Annotated in this window: 11 protein-coding genes; all 11 read right to left on the bottom strand. The window is 72.9% G+C overall.

The window, feature by feature from the left end:
- Positions 1-89 precede the first annotated feature (89 nt).
- The 11 genes from ACFU74_RS00805 to ACFU74_RS00755 all read right to left on the bottom strand — a co-directional run bounded on the left by ACFU74_RS00805 (position 90) and on the right by ACFU74_RS00755 (position 20,863).
- Positions 90-1,028 (bottom strand): ATP-binding cassette domain-containing protein, encoded by a 939-nt coding sequence (locus ACFU74_RS00805; protein WP_380749579.1) that lies wholly within the window; start codon positions 1,026-1,028, stop codon positions 90-92.
- A 25-nt stretch (positions 1,029-1,053) separates the two neighbouring features.
- Complete coding sequence (locus ACFU74_RS00800; protein WP_380749576.1) at positions 1,054-1,272, bottom strand: MbtH family protein; 219 nt, start codon at positions 1,270-1,272, stop codon at positions 1,054-1,056.
- Positions 1,273-1,391: 119 nt separating this feature from the next.
- A complete protein-coding gene (locus ACFU74_RS00795; RefSeq protein ID WP_380749573.1) occupies positions 1,392-1,643 on the bottom strand; it encodes an acyl carrier protein in 252 nt (83 codons plus the stop codon).
- Positions 1,643-2,539: a 3-hydroxyacyl-CoA dehydrogenase family protein gene (locus ACFU74_RS00790; protein WP_380749570.1), complete on the bottom strand. Its 897-nt coding sequence runs from the start codon at positions 2,537-2,539 to the stop codon at positions 1,643-1,645. The genes ACFU74_RS00795 and ACFU74_RS00790 overlap by 1 nt, the downstream gene beginning before the upstream one ends.
- Complete coding sequence (locus tag ACFU74_RS00785) at positions 2,539-3,753, bottom strand: hypothetical protein (protein WP_380749567.1); 1,215 nt, start codon at positions 3,751-3,753, stop codon at positions 2,539-2,541. Before ACFU74_RS00785 ends, ACFU74_RS00790 begins: the two co-directional genes overlap by 1 nt.
- Positions 3,754-3,768: 15 nt before the next feature.
- Positions 3,769-4,929 carry an acyl-CoA dehydrogenase family protein gene (locus ACFU74_RS00780; RefSeq protein WP_380749564.1) on the bottom strand — a complete coding sequence of 387 codons (1,161 nt, stop codon included), beginning with the start codon at positions 4,927-4,929 and terminating at the stop codon, positions 3,769-3,771.
- Between the two features lie 52 nt (positions 4,930-4,981).
- Positions 4,982-5,956, bottom strand: coding sequence for a 3-oxoacyl-[acyl-carrier-protein] synthase III C-terminal domain-containing protein (locus ACFU74_RS00775; RefSeq protein WP_380749561.1), 975 nt, complete (start codon positions 5,954-5,956; stop codon positions 4,982-4,984).
- Entirely contained in the window at positions 5,953-7,203 is a 1,251-nt protein-coding gene (locus ACFU74_RS00770; protein ID WP_380749559.1) for a cytochrome P450, read from the bottom strand. The genes ACFU74_RS00775 and ACFU74_RS00770 overlap by 4 nt, the downstream gene beginning before the upstream one ends.
- 18 nt (positions 7,204-7,221) lie before the next feature.
- Positions 7,222-8,037 carry an ABC transporter permease gene (locus ACFU74_RS00765; protein WP_380749556.1) on the bottom strand — a complete coding sequence of 272 codons (816 nt, stop codon included), beginning with the start codon at positions 8,035-8,037 and terminating at the stop codon, positions 7,222-7,224.
- A complete protein-coding gene (locus tag ACFU74_RS00760) occupies positions 8,034-19,898 on the bottom strand; it encodes an amino acid adenylation domain-containing protein (RefSeq protein ID WP_380749554.1) in 11,865 nt (3,954 codons plus the stop codon). Before ACFU74_RS00760 ends, ACFU74_RS00765 begins: the two co-directional genes overlap by 4 nt.
- 257 nt (positions 19,899-20,155) lie before the next feature.
- Positions 20,156-20,863: a 2-hydroxychromene-2-carboxylate isomerase gene (locus ACFU74_RS00755; protein WP_380749552.1), complete on the bottom strand. Its 708-nt coding sequence runs from the start codon at positions 20,861-20,863 to the stop codon at positions 20,156-20,158.
- Positions 20,864-20,877 lie beyond the last annotated feature (14 nt).

The following is a 20,877-nucleotide window of genomic DNA, read 5'->3' as shown; positions in this document are numbered from 1 at the left end:
CGTGTCATGCACGACTTTCCGTCATGCGTCCGTCCCCCACCAGTCGGACGACGGGGGGGAAGGTCCTCGTACCGCCGGACGCGGCCGGATCAGCTCTGCTGTCCGGTGATCCGGGCGAAGGCGTCGTCGAGGGTGGGCCGGCGCACGGCGAAGTCGACGACGCTCACCCCCGCCTTCTCCAGTGCCGTGGCGGCCGCGGCGATGCTGCCCATGCCGGCGCCCAGCGGCAGGACGATGGTGCCCTCCTCCCCGTTCACGGCCAGGTCGTCGGGCGCGTTGGTCCGCAGGGCCTCCAGGGCCTCGGCGACCGCGCCCGGGCCCGCCACCCGGATTTCCAGCCGGTCCGGTCCGACGGAGCGCTTCAGTTCGTCCGGGGTGCCCTCGGCCACGACCCTGCCGGCGTCGACGACGGCGATGCGGTCGGCGAGGAAATCCGCCTCCTCCAGGTACTGGGTGGTCAGCAGGACGGTCACGCCGTCCGCCACCAGATCGCGCACGGCGTTCCACAGCGCCGTCCGGCTCACCGGGTCGAGTCCGGTGGTCGGTTCGTCGAGGAAGAGCACCGAGGGCGACGCGACGAGGCAGGCCGCGAGGTCGAGCCGGCGCCGCATGCCGCCGGAGTAGGTCTGGACGGGCCGGTCGGCGGCCCCGACGAGGTTGAACTGGTCCAGCAGTTCTCCGGCCCGGCGGCGCGCGCCGTGCCGGCCGAGGTGCAGCAGCACACCGATGAGCGTGAGGTTCTCGCGGCCGGTGAGCAGCCCGTCCACGGCCGCGTACTGGCCGGCCAGGCCGATCCTGCGGCGGACCTCCTCGGGCCGGCGGACGACATCGAATCCGGCCACTTCGGCATGGCCGCCGTCCGGTTCCAGCAGGGTGCTGAGCATGCGTACGGTGGTGGTCTTGCCTGCTCCGTTCGGGCCGAGCAGTCCGAGGACGGTGCCCTGCGCGACGCTGAGGTCCACGCCGTCGAGGGCCTGGTGCCCCTTGAAGCGCTTGCGCAGGCCTTCGGCCCTGATCGCGGTCTCCACGAGTGACGGCCGTGTCCGCGGCGAGTCAGGTGCCGAGGCCCGCGGCCGACTCACGCAGGCTCCTGGGCCGCATGTCGGTCCAGTGCTCCTCCACGTGGGCCAGGGCGGCCTCCCGGGTGCTCTCGCCCAGTGACACCGTCCACCCCTCGGGCACCGGGGCGAAGGCGGGCCACACGCTGTACTGGCCCTCGTCGTTGACGAGCACGAGGAACGTGCTGTCCTGGTCGTCGAAGGGGTTCGTCACGTCGAACTCTCCAAGTCTGCAGGGTGTGGGAGGGATGGGGAGAAGGCCGTGGCAGGCCCCGATACGGACATCTTGTCGAGGCCTGCTGACACGGCGCTGACGTACGCTGGAACCGTTCGTCAGGCGGCAGCGGCCGCCCGGCGGGACTCCACGAAGCGCACGACGTGGTTCACCGTGCGGAAGTTCTCGATGTCGAGGTCGGCGGGCTCCACCATGATGGCGAAGGTCCGCTCGACCCACATCACGAGCTGCACGGCGAACAGCGAGCTGGCACTCCCGGTGGCGAAGATGTCGTGGTCGTCGCCCAGTTCGGCGTCGCGGACGTGCTCGCCGATGAATGTGCGCACGGTCTTGGCGATGTCGTCTGTCATCAGGCCTCGGCCTTCCTACCGGTGTTGACCGGCTCGTACGAATAGAAGCCCCGACCGCTCTTGCGGCCGAGGCAGCCCGCGGCGACCAGCTTGCGCAGGAGCGGCGCGGGGGCGAACTTGGAATCGTTGAAGTTGTCCAGGAGGACCTCCAGCGAGTACAGGACGGTGTCCAGGCCGATCAGGTCCGCGGTCTCCAGCGGACCCATCTGGTGACCGAGGCAGTGCCGGAAGAGCCGGTCGATGTCGCCGGCCTGCGCCACGTTGTCCTGCAGCAGGAGGATCGCCTCGTTGACGCTGAGCATCGCGACGCGGTTCGTGACGAAGCCCGAGGAGTCCTCGACCACCACGATGTCCTGCCCGACGGTGCGGAAGAGCCCGCGGGTGAGCTCGATCGTCTCGGGCGAGGTGTGGAAGCCCCGGATCACCTCGACGAGCTTCTTCAGCGGCACGGGGTTCATCAGGTGGGTGCCGACCACCCGGTCCGGACGGCCGGTGACCGAGGCCATCCTGGTGATCGGGATGGCCGAGGTGTTCACGCCGAACACGCAGTGCTCCGGTGCCACCGCGTCCATCTCGCGGTACAGCTTCTCCTTGATGTCCCAGTTCTCCGTCACGTTCTCCACGACGAACTGGACGTCGGCGAGGCCGTCGAGACCGGTCCGGAACTCGATCCGGGACAGCACCTCCTCGGGGGTGCTCCTGCCCAGCTCGCGGTCGAGTATCCCGTACATCCGGGCGTTCTGCGCGATCAGGTCACGCGCCCGGGACAGAGCGGCGTCCGTGGTGTCCACGAGCACCACCGACAGGCCCGCCGCGGCGAAGGCGTGGGCACCGCCGACGCCCATCGTGCCGGCGCCCAGGACGGCCACCCGCTGGATCTGGTCGGTATCGGTCATCACTTTCCCCTGCCCGGTTGTGGTGTGGTGCGGCAGCGCTCGGCGAGCGGTGCGGGCCAGTCGGTGACGTCCCACCCGTACTGGCAGAGCACGGCGTAGGTGAACCGCTCCAGGCCGAAGCCGACGCAGGCGGAGTACACCGTGGCGCCGTCCGGCCCCTTGATGCCGAAGGCGTCGCCGAAGTGCTGTTCGTGCAAGTTGAACGAGCCGACGGAGATGCTGTCCCCGGCGGCGACGTCCAGGTGGAGTTCGTGCTTGAGTTCCAGCAGGCGCTGGGAGGAGACCTGGAGCGCGGTCGCCGCGCCGGCGAAGAACGGGTCGCTCGCCACTTCGCACCGGCCGGCCAGGTCGAGTTCCCGGACCAGTTCGACGGCACGCCGGCGGAACCGGTCCCGGGCCTCGCGGACGAACTCGGCCGTCCCCAGGAAGACGGTCTCGCGGATGGTGAAGTCGGACAGCCGCTCCAGCGTCGCGTGGTAGCGGGACTCGTGCCGGAAGGAGCCGCCCCTGGCGGTGACCACGGTGTTCTCGTCCTGGAGGGTGGTCCCGGCGAACTGGTCGAAGGTGTGGTAGCACATCGTGGGCGGCAGGCATCGGTCCACCGGCGCGCAGCGGTGCAGCACCCGGTCCCCGATGGTGTCCCGTGCCCCGACCTCCTCGGCGAACGCCCGGTAGGTGTCGACGTCTCCGTCGAGACGGGCGGCGAACATCATGTGCTGCGGGAAGGAGGAGAGGTATCCGCTGCGGTGCAGCGCGGTGACCGGCAGCAGGGTCGGGTAGCGGTACTCGCGGGCCCCGAACTCCTCGCGGACGATGTCCCGCAGCAGTCCGTCGAGCGCGTCGAGCGCGGCCAGGGCGGGAGCGCCGAGCGCCACCTGTCCGGGTCCGATCTCGTGCACCACGCCGTCCGCCAGCAGCCCGGCGAAGGTGTCCGGCCGCGGGGTGCGGTCCGTGGCGGAGCGCCACAGCACCTTGGGCGGGGTCCGGAGTTGGGGGCGCACTTCGGTGTCGACGACGTGCCTGAGCTTCTTGCCCAGGACATCCGCGTCGACCGGGTGCTCGGTGGTCACCTCCACGGCGTCGACCGCGTCGCCGTCGCCGGGGACGAGCCGGAAGCCGGTGATGGCCTCGGAGATGTAGTAGACCCGCCGGTTCAGTTCGTCGAGGTGGGCCCCCGAGACCGGTTCGTCGAGGTCGAGTCGGTAGGAGTGCATGTCGGCCGCCCGTTTCTATGCCGCCGTCGGCAGGCCCATGAGGCCGGCGATGATGGACCGCTGGATGTCCGAGGTGCCGCCGTAGATCGTGCCCGCGAGCACGTCCCGCACCTCCCGTTCGATGCCGAACTCCTCGGTGTAGCCGCGGGCGCCGTGGATCTGCATGGCGTCGAGCGCGGTGGTCTTCAGGCCCTCGCTCACGTAGAGCTTCAGCATGGACGCCTCATGCATCGCGAGACGGCCCTGGGTGCGCAGCCAGCCCACCTTGTAGAGCATCAGCCGGGCCAGCTCCAGGCGGACCCGCATGTCGGCGATCCGGTGCGAGACGGACTGGAAGGAACCGATGGGGCGGCCGAACTGGCGGCGGCCGACGGCGTGGGCGACGCAGCGGTCCGTCAGTCGGCTCATCACGCCGACCTGACTGGCGAACATGAAGCCGCGTTCCCACTCCATGGTGGCGGTGAACAGCCGGTAGCCGGCACCCTCCGCGCCCAGCCGGTGGGCCTCCCCGACCACGCAGCCGTCGAAGGTGATCTCGCCCATGAGGGTTCCGCGCAGCCCCGCCTTGGGGATGTCGCGGGCGGTCAGTCCCGGGGTGTCGGACGGTACGACGAAGGCGGACAGGGCGCGCTGCGGGGCCGTCCCGTCCCCGCCGGTGCGGGCGAACACGATGAACAGGTCCGCGCGCGGGCCGTTGCTGATGAACTTCTTCGTCCCGTTCAGGACGTAGCCGTCACCGTCGCGTACGGCGGTGGTGGTGAGGGAGAGCATGTCGGAGCCGGCTTCCGGTTCCGACAGCGCGTGCGCGCCGACCAGTGAGCCGTCGCAGAGCGCGGGCAGCCAGCGGCGGCGCTGCTCCTCGGTGCCGTGGTCGGCGATGTAGACGGCGCAGGCGAAGAGGTGGTTGTTGATCGCGAAGACGAGCCCGTTGTCGACGCAGCCTTCGCCGAGCGCCTCGTAGGCCATGATCGCGGTCAGCGGGTCCAGGCCGCCGCCGCCGTACTCCTTCTTGATCGGCCAGCCCAGGACGCCGAAGTCGGCGCAGGCCTTCCAGCCGTCCTCGTCGAAGGTGGCGTTGCGGTCGTGCTCGGCCGCTCGGGCGCCGAGGTGGTCGCGGGCGAACCGGACCACCTCGTCGCGCAGCTCCTGCTGCTGCGGCGTGGGTGCGAAATCCATCAGTGTTCTCCGTGGTCGGGGAGCGAGGGCCTGATCCGAAGCGTCGGGGGGTTCACACCTCCCACAAGGTCACCGCCCAGGCGGCCACCGGGCTGTTGTTGAGCACGACCACCAGGTCACCCCGCTCCAGTTCGCCGCTCTCCAGCAGGGCGTTGAGGTTCAGCACCACGTCGGCGGCGCCCAGGTGGCCGTACTCGGCGAGGTGCCGGCCGCAGACGGGGTGGATGGGCAGGCCCAGCAGGGAGGTGTAGAAGTCGTAGGCGGCGGCGGTGACGTTCTGCATCAGCGTGGTCCTCACCCGGTCCCGGCCCACCCCGGCGTCCGCGAGCACCTGGTCCACCATCTCGCCGAGCCGGCCGGCGCTGACGGTGGCGAGCTGGAAGCGGTAGCGCGACGGGTCCTGGCACACCTCTCGCCACTCGTACCAGGGGGTTTCCTTGTACTCGACGCGGAAGAGGTCGTGGAAGGCGCCGTCGGCCTGCTGGCGATGGGCCCGCAGGACCGGCCGGCCGCCGCGGACCATGGTCATGGCGAACGCGCCGTCGCCGACGACCGTCACCGGGAAGCGGATCCGGTCGACTCCGGTGGGCCGGCTGGCGTGGGCGATGACGACCTGTTCCCGGTCGGGGTCCGCGAGCAGCAGGTCCCTGGCGAGGGCCCAGGCGCTGCTGGATCCGGTGCAGCCCAGCCCCTCGACGGTGAAGGGGAACGCGGAGTGCAGCTTCGCCTCGGTCTGCACCCGGCAGGCGTCCGAGCCCAGCAGCACGTCGGGTGCCCGCGGTGCCACCAGCAGCAGGGCGTCGGGCTCCCCCGGATGCGCCTCGAAGAGTTCCCGGCAGGCCCGCGCGGCGAGCGGCGCCTGCTCGGCCCCGTCGAAGATGCCGACGGTCCGCACGCCGCTGCTCCGGGCGAACTCCGCCGAGGCGGCGTCCAGCATCGCGAACTCGGGGAGGTCCTCGACCGCCACCTTGGTGTCGGGCAGCAGACAGTGGATGGCACCGATGCCGATGCCTGCGCTGCCGGTCATGCGGCACTCCCTTCCGCGGCCCGCTCGGCGGTCAGGGCGACCGGCAGGCCGCTGTAGCCCTTGACGAAGTTGGAGAAGAGCCTGCGGGGCGGGCCCTCCAGGCGGATGCCGGCCACCTGGGTGCGCAGCGCGTCGAGCATCGCGTTCACGTGGACGCGGCCGAGGAAGGCGCCGAGGCAGAAGTGCGGGCCGTGGCCGAAGGCGACGTGCTTGTTGGGGGTGCGGGCCAGGTCGAAGACGTCCGGATCGGTGAAGGCGGTCTCGTCGAAGTTCGCCGAGCTGTTCCACAGGCTGACCACCTCGCCGGCCTTGATGGTGCGCTCGCGCAGCGGTACGTCCACCAGGGCGGTGCGGCCGAAGTGCATGGCGGGGGTGGTCCAGCGCAGCACCTCCTCGGTGGCGCTGTCCACGCTCACCTCGCCGGCCTTCAGGGCCCGCCACTGCTCGGGGTGTTCGGCCAGCGCGATCAGACCGCCGACCGAGGACATCCGGCTGGACTCGTCGCCGCCCAGGATCAGGCTGTAGCAGTTGAAGACGATCTCGCCCTCGGTCAGCGGTTCGCCGTCCACGGTGGCGGTGGCAAGGGCGCTGATCACGTCGTCGCCGGGGTGGCGCCGCCGGCGGGCGGCCAGGTCGGAGAAGTACAGCAGGATCTCGTTGCGCGCGAGCCACTCCTCCGTCTCGCTGTCGTCGGCGCTGTGCCGGGAGAGCGTCCGGGTGTTCCAGGCGACGAGCTGCTCGCGGTCCTCCTGCGGGACGTCCATGAGGTCGCCGATGGTGTTGATCGGGATGTGGTCGGCCACGTCGGTGACGAAGTCCAGCTCACCGTGGGCCAGGGCTTCGGCGATCAGGGCCCGGGTGCGCCGGTGCACGCCGGCCACCACGGGCTCCAGCGCCCGGGGCGAGAAGGACCTGAGCATCAGGTTGCGGATGTCGCGGTGGCGGGCGCCGTCGGTGACGGCGAGCATCTTGCGCGAGGCGGAGTCCGCCCCCTGGAGCAGGGTCGCCAGGACGTTGCCCTGTTCGGAGGTGAACCGCTTGTTGTCGCGGTAGAGCGTGACGACGTCGTCGTAGGCGGAGATCACCCAGAACGCGGGGCCGCGTTCGGTGGCGCGGTGCCGGTGGACGGGCTGCTCCTTGCGGAAGCGGCGCCACATGTCCGGGACGTCCACGTCGAGGAAGGTCTGCGGATCGGTGAGGTCCACCGTGGCCAGGTCGTCCACGGTCCGCAGTGGTGGGATGGTCATGTGCGGTCTCTCCAGGGGTCAGGCGCCCGCGGCGCGGTACCGGCGCAGGCTCACCAGTGAGCACAGGACGAGGAGCAGTCCCAGGGACACCCCGGCCACCAGCTCGGGGTGCTCTGCGGGGAAGGCGCCGCCGGTGCTCGCGGGGTTGCCCCACAACCGGCGGCAGCAGGCGATCACGGCGCTGACCGGGTTCCACTGCGCGACCGGCCGGATCAGGGGCGGGAGGTTCTGCGGGGCCAGGAACGCGTTGGACAGGAAGGGCAGCACGATCACCACGAAGGGCGTGACCACGCTGATCGTCTCCACGCTGCGCAGGGTCAGTGCGAACAGCACGCCCAGCCACAGCATCGCGTAGACGAACACGGCGATGAGTGCGAAGCCGGCGAGCACGGACGCCGGGCCGGCGTGCGGGCGCCAGCCGAACAGCAGTCCGGCGCCGGTGACGACGGCCAGTCCCAGCAGGCCCACGAGGAGGTCCGCGAGGGTGTGGCCGAAGAGCACCGCCGAGCGGCTGATCGGCAGTGAGCGGAACCGGTCGGTCATGCCGCCGCGCAGGTCCAGCGCCACGGAGATCGCGGTGGGTCCCAGACAGGCGAGGGCCACCTGGACGGCACTGCCGGCGAAGACGTACTCCCCGTAGGTGCCTCCGGTCGGCAGCGCGATGGAGTCCCGGAACAGGTAGCCGAGCATCACCATGCTCACCAGCGGGCTGAGGGCCACGCCCAGCACCCGGGCGGGTGCCCGCCGCAGGTGACGCAGGCGGCGGCCGGTCACGGCGGTGACCTCGGTGAGGAGCGCCGTCGCGGGCGCGGGCCGGGTGGCGACGGTCGTCATGCCTGCCCGCCTTCGAGGTCGGCCTGCCGGCGTGCCAGTTCGGCGGTGATGGCCGGGCCGATCTCCCGCAGTGGTTCGGCGCTCATCATCTCGTCGTGGGTGCAGGCTATCCGGTGGATGTTCATCGGGCCGTCGAAGACCGGCTTCCACAGCGCGGCCTTGTCCGCGTGCTCGCCGTCGGAGAGCGGGGAATCGGAGACGAAGAGCTGCATCCTGCCGTCGTAACGGCCGGGCGCGTACCGGGACTTCAGTGTCTGGTGGTGGCTCATCAGGTCGACCATGGCCGCCATCCGCCGCTCCCCCATCCGCGCCAGCGGGCTGTCGTCGCGGCGCAGGGTCTCGAAGATGTCCTGGACGGTCAGGTCCCGGTCACCGAACTCGGAGCGGTGGTGTCCGACGCCCTCCAGCAGCCAGGCGTAGAGCGACTGTTCGTCGCGGTCGTCCGGTACCCCGGTGCGCGGGTAGGCGTCGAGGACCGAGAGGATGCCGACCTCCTCGCCGGCGGCCCGCAGCTGGACGGCCATCTCGTAGACGATGGTGCCGCCGAACGACCAGCCGAGCAGGTGGTACGGGCCTTCGGGCCGGATCTCCTTGATCATCCGGATGTAGTCGGTGGCGATCTCCTCGACGGACCCGGGCAGCGGCGCGAAGTCCACCACGCAGGGGGCCTGGATGCCGTAGATCGGGTGCTCGGCACCGATGTGCCGGGCGAGGGGCAGGTACGGCAGGCTGAAACCGACTCCGCCGTGGACGCAGAACACCGGCGGCAGGCTGCCGGTCGGCCTGATGCACAGCATCGCGCTGAACGGATCGGCCAGGTCGGGCCCCGCCGCGGCGGCGAGCGCCTGCGTCATCACCTCCGCGCCGGTGCGGGCCCGCTCGGGCCCGGTGACGGCCGCGACCGGGCCGCCGCGGCAGACCTCGGCGAGTTCCGCCACGCTCTGGTGCACGAAGACGTCGGCGACGGTGACCTCCAGCCCGGCCTTGCGTGCCGCGCTGACCAGCAGCAGCGACCTCATGCTGTCCATGCCGGCATCGAAGACGCTCTGCTCGACCCCGATCCGCGACAGCCCCAGCACCTCGGTGACGATGTCGTGCAGCACCGACTCGGTCTCGTCCCGCGGGGCGGTCCCGGCGGTCTCCTGCGCCGCCTCCGGGGCGGGCAGCGCGGCCCGGTCCACCCGGCCGTCCGCGGTGAGCGGGAGGTCGTCGAGCACCACGAACGCGGAGGGCACCATGTACCCGGCCAGCTCCGCACCCGCGGCCCTGGCGAGCGCGGTGGTGTCCACCGCGGCCCCTTCGGCGGGCACGACGTACGCCACCAGCCGGACGTCGCCCGGGTGGTCCTCCCGGGCCACCACCGCGGCCCGGGCCACCGCGGCCCCGGCCGCCAGCACCGATTCGATCTCGCGCAGGCCGACCCGGAAGCCCCGCACCCGGACCTGGTCGTCCGAGCGGCCGACGTGCCGCAGGGCGCCGTCCGCGTCCCGCTTCACCAGGTCGCCGGTGCGGAACATCCGGGATCCGGGCGGGCCGTAGGGGCAGGCCACGAAGCGTTCGGCGGTCGCCGCCGGGTCCCCGGCGTAGCCGCGGGCCAGGCCGTCCCCGGCGAGGTACAGCTCACCGGGCACCCCGGCGCCGACCGGGCCCAGCCAGGGATCCAGGACGTACGCCCGGACGTTGCCGATCGGCGAGCCCAGCGGCAGGACGCCGGTGCCGGTCCGCGCACCGGGTTCGACGGTGCAGGAGAGGGCGCCGACGGTGGTCTCCGTCGGGCCGAACTCGGTCACGACCCGGACCCCGGGGTGGGCCTCGCGCCACTCGTCCAGCCGCTCGGCCCGTACCGGCTCGTCGGCGAGGACCAGGACGCCGGTCGGCGAGCAGCCGTCGGGCAGCGCGCCGAGCAGCGCGAGGTGGCTCGGGGTACCCTTGAGGAACGCGGCCCCGCCGCGTGCCACGGCGTCGTCCTCGGCGAGGTCGGCCAGCCGCACCGTACCGCCGGTGACCAGCGGCAGGAACAGTCCGGTGACCGAGACGTCGAAGGACAGCAAGGTGGGCAGCAGCGCGTCGTGGCCGGCGCCGCCGTAGGTGTCCCGGGCCCAGGCCAGGTAGTTGACCACCGCCCGGTGCTCGACGATGACGCCCTTGGGGCGGCCGCCCGCGGCGGCGGTGTGGATGACGTAGGCCGGATGCGCGGGGCGCAGCGGGCCCCCGCGGTCGGTGTCGGTGAGCGGTTCCGCCGACGCGGCCTTCACCGCCGGCCCGTCCAGCACCACCGGGGCCACCCCGGTGGCCAGCATCCGCCGGGCGAGGGCGTGGGTGGTGACCACCCTGAGCGGCCTGGCCCCGGCGAACATCCGCTTGATCCGCTCGACGGGTTCGCCGGCCTCGACGGGGAGGTAGGCCGCGCCCGACTTCAGGACGCCGAGCACCGCGACGACCGCCTCCGGCGACCGGGGCAGGGCGAACGCGACGACCTGCTCCGGGCCGGCGCCGGCCTCGACCAGGTGCCGGGCCAGCCGGTTGGACAGGGCGTCGAGCTCCGCGTAGGTGAGGGAGCCGGACTCGGCCTCGACGGCGGTGGCGTCCGGGGTGCGCGCCGCCTGCGCGGCGAACAGCTCCGGCAGGGTGCTGCCGGGCACCTCCCGGCCGGTGTCGTTCCAGGTGGTGAGCGCCTGGGCGCGCTCCTCCTCGCCCAGCACGTCGATCCGGCTGAGCCGGACGTCCGGGTCGGCGGCCACCGCGCGCAGCAGCCGTACGTAGCCCGCCACGATGCGCTCGGCGGTGGCCTCGGTGAACAGGTCGGTGCTGTAGCCGAGCAGCCCTCGCATGGAGCCGTCCTCGGGCCACTCCAGCAGTTGCAGGGCGAGGTCGACCTTGATCCGTCCGGATTCGACGAAGGTGGGGCGCACCGTCAGGCCGGGCAGCACCAGCGGGGCTTCCGCGTTGTTCTGCAGCGTCAGCATGACCTGGAACAGCGGGTGCCGGGCGAGCGAGCGCGGCGGGTTGAGCGCCTCCACGATCTGCTCGAAGGGCACGTCCTGGTGGGAGTAGGCGGCCAGGTCGGTCTCCCGGACCCGGGTCAGCAGTTCGGTGAAGGCCGGGTCGCCCGCGGTGTCGGTGCGCAGCACCAGGGAGTTGACGAAGAAGCCGACCAGGTCGCCCATCGCGTCGTCGGTGCGGCCGGCCACCGAGGTGCCGATCGGGATCTCGGTGCCGGCGCCGAGCCTGGTGAGCAGGGTGGCGAACGCGGCCTGCAGCACCATGAACTCGGTGGCGCCGGCCTGCCGGGCGATGGTGACCAGGGTGGCGTAGAGCTCGGCGTCGAGTTCGAACATGACCTCGCCGCCGGAGTGACCGCTCACGGCCGGCCGGGGGAAGTCGGCGGGCAGGGCCAGTTCGTCGGGCAGCGCGGCCAGCGTCCGCTTCCAGTAGGCCAGTTGGCGCGAGAGGTGGCTGTCGGGGTCGTCCGCTGAGCCGAGCAGTTCGCGCTCCCAGACCGCGTAGTCCGAGTACTGCACCGGGAGCGGCGCCCGCTCGGGGGCCCGGCCGGCGCACCGCGCCCGGTAGGCGGCGGACAGGTCGCCCAGCAGCGGTGCCATCGACCAGCCGTCGAAGGCGATGTGGTGGAAGACCAGCAGCAGGACGTGCTCGTCCTTGCCGAGGATGAACAGCCGTACGCGCAGGGGCGTTTCGCGGGTCAGGTCGAAGCCGAGGTCGTACTCGGCGGCGAGGGTGGCGTCCAGCTCTTCCTCGGACAGGGCCCGCACCTTCAGCTCCGGAGCGCCCTCGTCGGCGTCCAGCACCCGCAGCGACGGCACGCCGTCGTCCTCCGGGATCACCGTGCGCAGCACCTCGTGCCGCTCCGCGACGTCGCGCAGTGCGGCCCGCAGGGCGTCGGCGTTCAGCCGCCCGGTGAGCCGGAAGGTCATCGGCGAGTTGTAGGTGCCGGTGGAGCGGCCGTCGCGACGGTTGACGAACCACAGCCGCTGCTGGGCGAAGGACAGCGGACGGCCGGCGTCCGCGGGGGCCGGCGCCAGGGCCGGGCGGGCCACGTCGGCGGTGTCCAGCTGTTCCGCCAGGGCGGCCACCGTGCGCGCCTCGAACAGCGCCCGGATGGGCAGTTCCACACCCAGCGCCGTTCGCGCCCGGCTGACCAGCCGGGTCGCGAGGAGCGAGTGGCCGCCGATGCCGAAGAAGTCGTCGTCGATGGTGACCCGGTCCAGGCCGAGCACATCGGCGAACAGGCTGCAGAGGACGGCCTCCATGGGGTTTCGGGGCTCGCGTCCCCGCGTCCTCGGCTGCGCGCTCGGCGCGGGCAGCGCCTTGCGGTCGAGCTTGCCCTGGGGGGTCAGCGGCAGCTCGGGCAGGGCGATGACCGCCGAGGGGACCATGTAGTCGGGCAGTTCGTCGGCCAGCCGTTCGCGCAGCCCGTCGACGACGGCGTCCTGATCGGCGAGGACGACGTACGCCGCCAACCGCCGGTCGCCGCTCTCGTCCTCGCGCACGACGACCGCGGCCTGGACCACGCCGTCCTGGGCGAGCAGCGCGGAGGAGACCTCGCCGAGCTCGATCCGGAAGCCGCGCAGCTGGACCTGGTCGTCGGCCCGGCCGACGTAGTCCAGTTCGCCGCCGTCCAGCCGGCGCACCAGGTCACCGGTGCGGTACATGCGCTCGCCGGGAGCACCGAACGGGTCGGCGACGAACCGCTGGGCGGTGAGGTCCGGGCGGCCCAGGTAGCCGCGGGCGAGACCGCCGGAGACGTACAGCTCACCGGTCACGCCGACCGCGGTCGGCGCCAGGTCGGCGTTGAGGACGTAGACCCGGTGCGCGGAGGTCGGGCTGCCGATGGGCGGCTTGCCCGGCCCGGACAGCGGCCCGGCTACCGTCGAGCTGACCACGGCCTCGGTCGGGCCGTACCCGTTGTACAGCCGCACGCTGGACGCCCAGCGGTCGACGACCTCGGCGGGCACGGCCTCACCGGCGACCGCGAGGCGCAGATCGGCGGGCAGGGTGCTGCCCTCGGGCAATCCGCCCACCACCACCGGCGGCAGGCCCGCCAGGTTGACCCGGGCCCTGTGGATGAGGTCGACGAGTGGTTGGCCGGGCGCGCGGCACTCCTCGCCGGCGATCACCAGTGTGCCGCCGTTGAGCAACGCCAGCATGACCTCCCAGACCGAGGCGTCGAAGCTGAACGAGGCGAACTGCAGCACCCGGGTGTCGCCGTCCAGGCCGAAGCGCTCGACCAGGCTCGCGACCATCGCCAGCAGGCCCTGGTGCGCCACGGCGACGCCCTTGGGCCGCCCGGTGGAACCGGAGGTGTAGATGACGTAGGCGAGGTGGCGGGTGTCCAGCGGGGCACGGCGATCGGCGTCCACGACATCGTGGTCGTCGTACCCCGCGGGCCCTTCACCGGGCGCGCCTTCGGCGGTGACCGTGACGACGGCCACCTGGGTGTCGGGCAGGACGGCGGCGATCTCCCGCGTGGTCAGTACGGCGACCGGACGGGCGTCCGCCAGCATGTACGCGATGCGGTCCGCGGGGTAGGCGGAGTCGACGGGCAGGTAGCCCGCGCCCGACTTGAGGACCGCCAGCGCGGACACCACCATCGCGGCCGAGCGCGGCAGCGCCACCGCGACCAGGTCCTCGGGGCCGACGCCCCGTTCGATCAGCAGGCGGGCCAGCCGGTTGGCCCGGGCGTTGAGTTCGGCGTAGCTGAGTTCCTCGTCGCCGTCGACCACCGCGACGGCGTGCGGCGTCCGGGCGGCGTGCTCCTCGAAGACCTCGGTCGCCGGGCGGGGTCCGGCCGGCGACGCGTGGCCGGCCCAGGCGCCGAGCAGGAGGCCCCGCTCGTCGTCGCCGAGTGCGTCCACGGTGCTCAGCCGGTCGCCGGGGGCGGCGACCAGCGCCTCCAGGACGTGCACGAAGCGGCTCACGACGGCCCCGACCTCCCGGGCGTCGAAGACGTCGGAGCGGTACTGGGCCTCCAGCCGCAGGCCGTCACCGGGGAACACGCCGAGCGCCAGCGGGTACTCGGCGATCACCCGGGCCTTCCAGTCGAGCATCGCCAGCCCGGGGACGTGCTCGCCGATGCGGTCGAGCACCCCGCTCGGGTAGTTGTGGAAGCTCACGACGGTGTCGAAGAGTTCGCCGACCCCGGCGAGTTGCTGCACCTCGGCCAGGCCCAGGTGCTGGTGCGGCTGGAGGGCGAGCTGGCGGGACTGGAGGTCGACCAGCAGTTCCTCCAGCGTGCTCCGCGGGCTCAGGGTCACCCGCACCGGCAGGGTGTGCATGAAGGAGCCCACCACCTGCTCCACTCCCGGCAGTTCGGCGGGGCGTCCGGAGACGACCGCTCCGAAGGTGACGTCCCGGCGGCCGGTCAGCCGGCCGAGGGCCACCGCCCAGGCGCCCTGCGCGACGGTGTTCATCGTCAGGCCGTGCGCATGGGCCCATGAGGTCAGTGCCTGCGTCAGGTCCTCGGGCAGCTCCGCGATGAAGGTCTCGGGCAGCGCATCGACCCGGTCGCGGTCGGCGGGGCCGAGCCGGGTGGGCTCGTCCACTCCGGCCAGCTCCTGCCGCCAGGCCGCCCGCGCGGCCTCCTTGTCCTGCGCCCCGGCCCACTCCAGGTAGCCGCGCACCGAGGCGACCGGCGGCAGCGCGGAGGTGTCCGCCCCGTTGGACCAGAGCGTGACCAGCTCGTGGGCGAGGACCGCCGACAGGGACCAGCCGTCGACCAGGATGTGATGGGCGGTCCACACCACGCGGTGGCGCTGCGGCCCTAGCGTGTAGACGGTGAACCGGGTCAGCGGGGCCTTCGCCACGTCGAACCGGCGCAGCCACTCCTCGTCGGTCAGCCGGACCGACTCGGCCGCGCGGCCGTCCTCGGCGACGCCGGTCAGGTCGACCTCGTGCCAGGGCACCTCGACGGATCCGGGGATCACCTGCACGGGGTCGCCGGTGTCCCGGTCGCGGAAGCAGGCCCGCAGGGCCGCGTTGCGCTCCAGCAGAGCCGCCACCGCCCGGCGCAGCGCGGCCTTGTCCAACGGACCCTCGATGTCCATGAGGACCTGCAGGGTGTAGGCGTCCATCCCGTGCCGGTCGAACTCGGCCTGGAACAGCAGGCCGCGCTGCAGCGGGGACAGCGGCAGGATGTCGGTCAGTTCCCCGGCCTCGCGCTCGTAGGCCTCGATCTCGTCCTGGTCGACGGCGACCAGCGGGAACTCCGAGGGAGTGCGGCCACCGGCGCCGGGGTGCCGGGCGCGTTCGGCCAGCAGGCGCAGGGCGCGGAACCAGCTCTCCGCGAGCTCCCGGACGTCCGGTTCGGCGATCAGCCCGGCGGCGTACGTCCAGGTCGCCGAGAGCACCGGTCCCCCGGGCCGGTCCTCCGTGACCGAGACGACCTCGACGGGGTGGCGCAGGGGGGTGTCCGGGTGGGCGCTCCGGCCGGAGGCGCCGGACTCCATCTGCCAGGCCGCTCCCGTGCCGGCGGTGAACCGGCCCAGGTAGTTGAAGCCGATCTGCGGTACGGGTCGCCGGGAGAGCACGCGGGCGGTCTGCGGGTTGACGTGCCGCAGCAGGCCGTGGCCGAGGCCGTGGTCCGGCACCGCGCGCAGCTGTTCCTTGACGCGCTTGAGCGCCCTGCCGTGGCCCGCGCCGGCTTCCGCGGCCCACGCCGGGCCGAGGTCGCCGAGGTCGCCGAGGTCCAGGGCGACCGGGTACACGCTGGTGAACCAGCCGACGGTGCGGGAGAGGTCCGGCTCGCCGGGGATCGGTTCGCGGCCGTGTCCCTCCAGCTCGACGACCGCCCGGCCGGCGGGGACGCCGCGCCGGCGGCGCCAGTCGGCCAGGGCCAGGGCCAGGCCCGTCAGCAGGACCTCGTGGACCTCCGCGTGGAAGGCCGCCGGGACGCTGGTGAGGAGCTCGGCGGTCTGCTCGGCGGACAGCTCGACGGTGACCTCGCCGGCGGTCCCGTGGGTGTCCAGTGCCGGGTCGAGGGCTCGGGTGCCGAGCGGCGGCTCGTCGGTGTCCGACTGCGCGGTCCACCAGGCCAGTTCACCGGCCCGTCGGGCGGTGCGGGCCTCCTGCGACAAGGCCCGGGCCCAGCCGCGGTAGGAGGTGGCGACCGGGTCGAGCCGCACCGGCCGGCCCTGCGCCACCTGGTTCCACGCGGCCTCCAGGTCGGGCAGCAGGATGCGCCAGGAGACCCCGTCCACGGCCAGGTGGTGGATCACGATCAGCAGGCGTCCCGGCCGGTCCGGGCCCGCGTCGAGGAGCACGGCCTGCATCATCAGACCGTCCTCGGGGCGCAGCCTCCTGCGGGCGGCGGCCAGTTGGGCGGGCAGCGGATCCTCGTCGGCACCGCAGACGTCGACCCGGGTGAGGGTGTCCGCGGCGGACACCGACCCGACGGGCAGGGTCTCCAGAGACCAGAGCCCGGGGGCCGGGACGGACAGCCGCATCCGCAGGGTGCTGTGCGTGTCCAGCAGCGCCTGCACCGCGGTGGTGAGCGCTTCGGTGCCGGTCCGGGCCGGTACCGCGACCGTCACGTACTGGCTGAACTCCCGTGCGGCGGCGGGATGTCCGGAGAGTTCCTCGCGGAGCTGGTCGACGATCGGGGTGGGCTCGATCTCTCCGACGCCGTCCTGGGCCGCGTTCGGGGCCTGCTCGTCCACGGGGCGCGCGGCCGCCGCGATGGCCGCCGGCGTGCGGTGCAGGAAGACGTCGCGGGCGGTGATGACCAGCCCGGCCTTGCGTGCCCGGCTGACCACCTGGATCGAGCTGATGCTGTCGCCGCCGAGGGCGAAGAAGCTGTCGTCGCTGCCGACCGACGGCAGACCGAGCACCTCGGCCAGCACCTGGCGGACGATCTGCTCCGCGTGGCCGTTCGGGCCCTCGGGCGCGGTGCCGGCGATGGTCGGCGCGGGGCCGGCGGCGGCCGGCGCCGCGAAGTCGGGGGCCGGCAGGGCCTTGCGGTCCACCTTGCCGTGCGCCGTCAGCGGCAGCCGGTCCAGGGCGACGAGGGCCGCGGGCACCATGTAGCCGGGCAGGACGCGGGCGAGACCGTCCCGGACCGCCTCGGCGTCCGGGGCGGAGCGCGCGGTGTCCGGTCCCGCGCCGTGGTCCGCGGTCCGCTCGGGCACGTAGTAGCCGACCAGCCGCTTCTGGCCGGTCCGGTCGGCGCTCGCGGTCACCACCGCGTCCGCTACGCCGGGCAGCCCGCGCAGCGCCGCTTCGATCTCGCCCAGCTCGATCCGGTGGCCGCGGATCTTGACCTGGTGGTCGCGGCGCTCGATGAAGTCCAGTTGTCCGTCGGCCCGCAGCACCACCCGGTCGCCGGTGCGGTACATGCGCGCGCCCCGACCCGCGAACGGGTCGGCCACGAACGTGGTGGCCGTGCGGCCGGGATCGGCGAGGTAGCCGCGGCCCACGCCGGCGCCGCCGATGTAGAGGTCGCCCGGAACCCCCTGCGGCACCGGGCGCAGTTCGTCGCCCAGCACGTACAGCAGGGTGTTGCGCAGCGGCCGGCCGATCGGGACGTACGCCCCGTCCAGGACGTCGCCGTGGCGGACGTAGGCGTGCGTCACGTCGTCCGAGCACTCGGTCGGGCCGTACATGTTGACCAGCGGGATGGCCGGGTAGCGGGCGAACCAGCGGTCGCACAGCCCGGGGGCGAGCGCCTCGCCGTTGGAGATCATCCAGCGCAGCGCGGGCAGCCGCGGGGCGCTGTCGGCGGTGTCCCAGGCGTCGAGGGTGGCGCGCAGCAGGGAGGGGACCACCTCCAGGACGGTCAGGCCCTCGTCGCCGATGACGCCGAACAGCGCGTCCGGGTCCGCGGCGGTCTCCCGGCTCACCACGCGGACCCGCCCGCCGACGAGCAGGGTGGTCAGCGTCTGCCACACCGTGATGTCGAAGGTCACCGGAGCGTTGTGCACCAGGCTGTCCGCCCGGGTCAGGGAGATTTCCTCGACCTTGGCCAGCAGGTGGTTGATCATGCCGCCGCGCTGCACCATCGCGCCCTTGGGCTTGCCCGTGGACCCGGAGGTGAAGATGACGTAGGCCAGGTCGGCGGGGCCACCGGCGACCGGCGGCAGGTCCTGCGGTCCGTCCTCGGCTCCGTCCAGGACCAGCAGGCCGAGTTCCGGGCCGGCCTGCGCCCCCAGCTGCCGCGCCAGTTCCCGGTTGGTCTCGTCGGCCACCAGGCAGGTCGCCGAGCTGTCGGCGAGCAGCGCGCTCAGCCGGGCGTGCGGCAGGCGTGCGTCGAGCGGCAGGAAGGCGCGGCCCGAGCCCAGCACACCGAGTTCGGCGACCACGAAGTCCCGTCCGGGCTCGACCAGCAGGGCCACCGGACCGGCCCCCGCGAGCCGTCGGGAGAGCGCGCCGGCCCGGCCGACCAGCCGGGCGTACGTCAGGTCGCCCGTGTCGTCGGTCACGGCTACGGCGTCCGGACGCTCGGCGGCCCGGGCGCGCACCCGCTCGACGACGCCGACGTACGGCTCGGGCCGCTCGGGGCCGGTGAGCACGCGGGTGAGCCGCGTCCGCTCGCCGGGCGTCAGCAGGTCGAGCGCGCCCAGGCGGTCGTCGGCGCCGGCGGTCACGAAGCGGTCGAGCCAGGTGATGAACCGCTCCAGGTGGGCCCGGGCCTCGTCGCGGCTGTAGCGGCTCTCGTTGGCGCTCAGGTCGACGCCGAGGCCGGCCGCGCCCTTGTCGGCGACGGTGAACTCCAGGTCGTCCACCAGGCCGGTGGACGGGCTCTGCAGAACGGCCTCGCAGGGCCCGATGGTCAGCTTCTCGATCTGCGGCATCATGTTGAGGAACGGGCCGAACGGGCGCCGGTCGTCGCTGGCCAGCCCCATGGCGCGGCGCACCTTGCTCACCCGGTAGCGCTGGTGCTTGAGGGCCCCGGTGATCTCCTTGTGCGCGGCGGCGAGCAGTTCCCCGCAGGTGGTCCGCGGTTCGATCCGCAGCCGCAGCGGCAGGTAGTTGACGACCATGCCGGGGATGTTCTGCAGGGTGCCGCCGACCCGGGCGGTGACCGGCAGCGACAGCATGACGTCGTTCGTCCCGGTCAGCCGCTGGGTGTAGGCGCCCAGTGCGGCGACCAGCACGGTCTGCCAGGTCACCCGGGCGTCCCAGGCGACGGCCCGCAGCCGCTCGGCGAGCTCGTCGGAGAGGACGGTCCCCTCGCGCAGGAACGTCTGGGCCGGCTCGGCGTCCCGGCGGGCCAGGGTCACCGGCTCGGGGGCGTCGGTGAAGCGGCCCTCCCAGTGGGCGCGGTCGCGCTCCTGCCGGGGGGAGCCGACGTAGGCGGCCTCCGCTTCGATCAACGTGTCCAGCGGGGCGAAGCGCCCCTCGTCGAGCGAGGTGCCCGCGGTCATCGCCTCGTAGATGGCGGACAGCCGCTGCCAGTAGATGACGTAGCTGAATCCGTCGGACACCAGGTGGTGGTTGAGCAGGCAGAAGATCGTGCGGTCCGCGGCGAGCGTGAACACGCTGAACCGGAACAGGGGCGCGTCGCCGCCCACCGTGAAGGGCACGCGCAGGTCGGCCGAGATCGCCGCGTTGGCGGCGGCCTCGGGGTCGGCCGCGCCGCTGACGTCGGTGCTGGTCAGCGGCAGCTCGGCGAGGTCCTCGACGACCTGGCGCGGCTCGCCGTCGACCTCGGTGAAGCGGGCCCGCAGGCACTGCGACTCCTCGGCGAGCCGGGCCAGCGCCGCCGTGAACCGCTCACGGTCCAGCGGGCCCTTGATGTCCCAGTAGATCGCGGTGTTGTACGTGGCGCCGCCGCCGGTGAGCTTTTCGTCGAACCAGATGTCCTTCTGGCCAGCGGTGAGCGGCAAGCCGGCCGTCGGCACACGAGTCATTGCAATCCCCTCGGAAAGGTTCACCAGGTCCGTCCGGCCGTCCCGGCGGCGCGACGCGATCGGCGCCCGCCGCTGGGGGTTCGGGACCGTGCGCGAAGCGCCGCTTCGTGCCGACCGGTCCACAGCGGCAGGGCAGCTTCGTCATCGATGGTGGTCGAGTGCGCTGACAGCGCACTGACCGGGAACTGACGGTTCACCGCGACCCGGTGGAGCCCCGCGCCCGAGCGGGGCTCCACGTCGGGACCGCGGCCGGCGGATCAGCCGCAGCCGCCCGCGTGACCGTCGTCGGCCGAGCGGCCGACGCCCACCGCGCCGGCGGTGGCGGGAGCCAGGGAGGCCGCGGTGGCCGCGCCGGTGCGCAGGTGTGCCACGAAGGCGTCGAGCCGGTCGAGGCCCCAGAAGCGGGTGAACCCCCGCACGAAGAACGGCACCCCGAAGACGCCGTCCGCGCAGACCTGCATCAGGATGTCCACGCCCTGCTCGCGCAGTACGGGATCGGCCTCGGCGCGGGAGATCACCTCGGGGTCGATCCCCAGTTCGCGGCCGATGTCCGCGATGACCGCCGGGTCGCAGACGTTGCGCCCCTCACCGAACCGGGCCCGGTAGACCGCGGCGATGTAGTCGTGCCCCCGGCCCTCCCGGGCCGCCACCAGGTAGCCCAGGTGCGGGACCTCCCAGACCGGCTCGACGTCCACGGGCCAGTTCACCGTGATGCCGCGCGCCTTCGTGATCCGGCCGACGTCCTGGAGGATGTACCGGTTCTTCTCCCGTGACATCTCCGAGTACGGGAACCGCCCGCCGCGCTCCTCCAGCATCCGCGCGCTCGTCCCGTCCGGCTCGTAGAACGGCAGCCACTCCAGCCGCTCCACCTGGTCGTTGTGACGCTCCGTCAATTCCTGGTAGGCGAGCCAGGAGTACGGGCTGCGCAGGGAGAAGTAGAAGCGCGGGGTCTTGTTCTTGGGCATGCTGCTCCTTACGG

Origin of the sequence: Kitasatospora sp. NPDC057500 (assembly GCF_042802195.1) — a bacterium.
Classification (GTDB): domain Bacteria; phylum Actinomycetota; class Actinomycetes; order Streptomycetales; family Streptomycetaceae; genus Kitasatospora.
Note: the sequence above shows the minus strand (reverse complement) of the source record. Positions and strands in the feature narration are given on the sequence as shown.